Source organism: Mesorhizobium sp. (genome assembly GCF_024509055.1).
In the GTDB taxonomy this organism is placed as follows: Bacteria; Pseudomonadota; Alphaproteobacteria; order Rhizobiales; family Rhizobiaceae; genus Mesorhizobium.
In genome coordinates, this window is sequence record NZ_JANINM010000148.1 from 1 (window position 1) to 3,885 (window position 3,885).

Below are 3,885 nucleotides of genomic sequence, written 5' to 3' on the forward strand. Positions count from 1 at the left end.
TCACCTTGCCGGCATTGGCGGTGGTGGTGGTCATCAGGAATTCCTGCTCGCCGAGCCGCCAGGTCGTGCCGTCGTCGAAAGCGAGACCGTCCTCGCGCAGCATCAGGCCGTAGCGGGCCTTGCCGACAGCGAGGCTCGAAAACATGTTGGTGTAGACCCGGTCGAGGAATTCGGCGGCGTCTGGTCCCTGCACGGCGATCTTGCCCAGCGTCGAGACGTCGACGATGCCGGCGCTGTCGCGCGTCGCCTTGGCTTCACGGACATAGGCCTGCTCGACCGTCTCGCCAGCGAGACCGTAGATCATCGGCCGGTACCAAAGGCCGGCCGAATACATCGTCGCGCCGTTGTCGATGTGCCAGTCATGCATCGGCGTCAGCCGCTCGGGCTTGAGGTCGCCGAAGCGTTCGGCAGCAAGCGAGCCGATCGAAACCGCCGTGTAGGGCGGGCGGAAGCGCGTGGTGCCGACCTCGGGGATCGGCTTGCCCAGCGCTTCGGCCATGATGGCGAGGCCGGGCACATTGGAGTTCTTGCCCTGGTCGGTCGCCATGCCGAGCGTCGTGTAGCGCTTCAGATGCTCGACCGAGATGAAGCCTTCGCGATGCGCAAGCCGCACATCCTCGGCAGTGACATCATGCTGGAAATCGACGAAGGCCTTGCCTTTGCCCTTGATCTCGAAGACCGGCGCCGGATCGGGGTCGCCGGGGGCGGCCTCGACAACGGGCATGGCCACCGGTGCTGCTGTTCCGCCTGCAGCCGCAAGGCCAGCGGCGCGCCCCTCGGCGATGGCTTCCGCGGTCGAGAAACTACCGGTGAAGGCGCCTGCTCCGATCCAGCGCTGCGTCGGCTGCGGCGGCAGGAAAGCCTGCCGGGCAGCGTTCCATTCAGCCTTGGCGCCGGCCTGGCTGGCGAGATGGATGGTCGGCGACCAGCCGCCCGACATCAAGAGGCAGTCGGCATGGATGCTGCGCTCGTCGCCGCTGAGCACTCGGCTCATCATGTCGAAGCGCTGTACCTTGAAGCCGGAAAGCGCCTTGCCGCCCTCGGTGGCGATCACGGCATGGCCGGCCAGCAGCTCGGCCTCCGCCTCGCTCGCCAGCCGGCGCATCTCGTTCGACACGTCGCCGCGGACGTCGATGATGGCGACGGCGCCAGCGCCCGCCTTCTTCAGCGCGACAGCGGAGCGATAGGCGCTGTCATTATTGGTGAAGAGCGCTATGCGCCCCCCCGGCAGCACGCCAAATTCATTGGCGTAGCGCTCGGCCGCATGCGCCAGCATGACACCCGGGCGGTCGTTGCCGGGAAACACCAGCGGCCGTTCGAAGGAGCCGGTAGCCAGGACCACGGTCTTGGCGCGGATCGCCCAATAGCGCTGGCGCGGCTCGCCCTTGGCAGAGACTTCCTTGTGGTCGGTCACCCGCTCCAACGCGGCGAGCGTGTTGCCATCATAATAGCCCCACACGGTCGTGCGCGGCAGCAGGCGGACATTGTCATTGCCCTCGAGCTGGCTGACGGCGCGCTGTGCCCACTCAGCCGCCGGGATGCCGTCGATGACCTCGCCGGACCAGTTGGCGGAGCCGCCGAAATGCGCATCGAGGTCGGCAAGGATCACGCGCGCGCCCTGGTCAGCCGCTGCCTTGGCCGCCATCAGACCGGCCGGGCCGGAGCCGACTACCAGCACGTCGCAAAACGCATTCATGCGTTCGTAGCGTGAGGTGTCCGGGGCGACGCCAGCCTTGCCGAGGCCGGCCGCGCGGCGGATGAAATGCTCGCAGAACATCCAGAAGCGGGTGCCCTTCAGCGGTCCGATCACCGGCCCCATGAAAGTCTTGTAGTAGAAGCCAGCGGACAGGATCTTGCCGCCAAGCTGGTTGATCGCGCTGATGTCCCAGGCGAGCGAAGGCGAGCGGTTCTGGCTGACGGCGACGAGCCCGTCATAGATCTCGACCATGGTGGCGGGAATGTTGGGCTCGCGGACCTCGCCGCGCAGCACTGTCACAAGCGCATTCGGCTCCTCGACGCCGGCCGCGAGCAGGCCGCGCGGGCGGTGGTATTTGAAGGAGCGGCCGAACAGCGTGACGCCATTGGCGAGCAGCGCCGAAGCCAGCGTGTCGCCGGCATGGCCGGTATAGGGCGCTCCGTCGAATGTGAAGCGGATGGTGCGCAGCCGGTCGATCCGGCCGCCGGCCTCTGTGCGGCGCGGGCTCACGGCTTGCCCTCCGTCCGGTGGCTTGCGGCCTTGTGCCCGCCACGGGCGAAGGCGGTGCTCAGGATCTCATGGGTGACGGTGTTGCGCACAACCCGCAGATGCGCGCGGCAGCCGCCGGAGTGCTGCCAGAGCTCGTTGTGGTCGCCTGCAGGGTTCAGCCGGTCGTAGACATAGGCGTTCCAGGCGTCGAGATTCTGCGAGGCCGGCTGCGGCCGCTCGCGGTTGCCGTCGCCCTGGTAGGTGAACTCTATGACGTCGCGCGGGCCGCAATAGGGGCAAGTGATCAGCATTTTCTTATATCTTCTTGTTCAACCGCGATCTTTTCCAAAAAACCGGCTTCCATTTTGGGGTCGTGGTCTAATGAAGTCGCGGGTTGGCGCCCTGGCCCTTATCGTCGATGATCAGTCCACGGTAGAAACGGTCGAGCGTGAAGGGAGCGTTGAACTCATGCGGCTCGTCCTTCGCGATGGTCCAGGCAAAGCACCAACCCGAAGCCGGTGTCGCCTTGAAACCGCCGTAGCACCAACCGCAGTTGAGGTACATGCCAGGCAGCGGGCCCGTTGTAATGACCGGCGAGCCGTCCATCGTCATATCGCAGACGCCGCCCCAGGAGCGAAGCATGCGCACCCGCGCCAAGCCCGGAAACAGTGCCAGCATTTCGCTCATCACTTCATCGACGATCGGCAGGCTGCCGCGCTGGGCGTAGCTGTTGTATCCGTCGAGGTCGCCGCCATAGACGAGGCCGCCCTTGTCGGACTGTGAGATGTAGAAGTGGCCCATGCCGAAGGTGAGCACGGTGTCGATGACGGGCTTCAGCGATTCCGAGACGAAGGCCTGCAGCACGTGGCTTTCGATCGGCATGTGGGAAATGCCGGCAAGCTGCATGACACGACCGGTGCTGCCGGCGACCGCAAGCGCCACCTTCTTGGCGCGAATCTCGCCGCGCGTCGTCGAGACGCCGATGACCTTGTCACCGTCGCGCAGGAAGCCGGTGACCTCGCAATTCTCGATGATGTCGACGCCGCGTCGGTCGGCGCCGCGCGCATAGCCCCAGGCGACGGCGTCATGGCGGGCGGTGCCGGCGCGAGGCTGCATAAGTCCGCCAAGGACAGGGAAGCGCGCCGAACCCGAGACGTCGAGCGCAGGAACAAGGCGCTTGATCTGGTCGACGCTCATCAGTTCGGCATCGACGCCGAGATGGCGCATGGCGTTGCCGCGCCGGGCGTAGTCGTCGAGCTGGGCGGGAGTGTGCGCGAGGTTCAGGCAGCCGCGCTGCGAGAACATAACGTTGTAGTTGAGGTCGTGGGACAGGTTCTCCCACATCTTCATCGAATGCTCGTAGAAGCGGGTGTTCTGCGGCAGGAGGTAGTTGGAGCGCACGGCAGTGGTGTTGCGGCCGACATTGCCGGAGCCGAGCCAGCCCTTTTCCAGCACCGCGACATTGGTGATGCCGTGTTCCTTGGCGAGATAATAGGCGGTCGACAGGCCATGGCCGCCGCCGCCGATGACGATCACGTCATAGGACGCTTTCGGGTCCGGCTTGCGCCATGCCGGCTTCCAGTCCTGGTTGCCGGTAAGCGCGTTCTTGATCAGCGAAAAGGCTGAATATTCCGCCATTCTTCCCATCGTCCTTTTGGTGCGAAGCGGCAGACTATAGAGCAGGCCACAAATGCAAAGCC

General features: G+C 65.5%; 3 protein-coding genes. All 3 read right to left on the reverse strand.

The genetic code is table 11. The features are described 5' to 3' along the window. On the reverse strand, positions 1 to 2,206 hold a 2,206-nt coding region (locus tag Q0L57_RS07720; RefSeq protein ID WP_296740586.1), incomplete at its 3' end, for a 2Fe-2S iron-sulfur cluster-binding protein. Then, positions 2,203 to 2,496 carry a sarcosine oxidase subunit delta gene (locus Q0L57_RS07725; RefSeq protein WP_296740589.1) on the reverse strand — a complete coding sequence of 98 codons (294 nt, stop codon included), beginning with the start codon at positions 2,494 to 2,496 and terminating at the stop codon, positions 2,203 to 2,205. The genes Q0L57_RS07725 and Q0L57_RS07720, both read right to left, overlap by 4 nt. A 67-nt stretch (positions 2,497 to 2,563) precedes the next feature. Then, the gene (locus Q0L57_RS07730) at positions 2,564 to 3,823 is read right to left on the reverse strand and encodes a sarcosine oxidase subunit beta (RefSeq protein ID WP_296740591.1); all 1,260 of its coding nucleotides are present in this window, start codon (positions 3,821 to 3,823) and stop codon (positions 2,564 to 2,566) included. Positions 3,824 to 3,885: the final 62 nt, after the last annotated feature.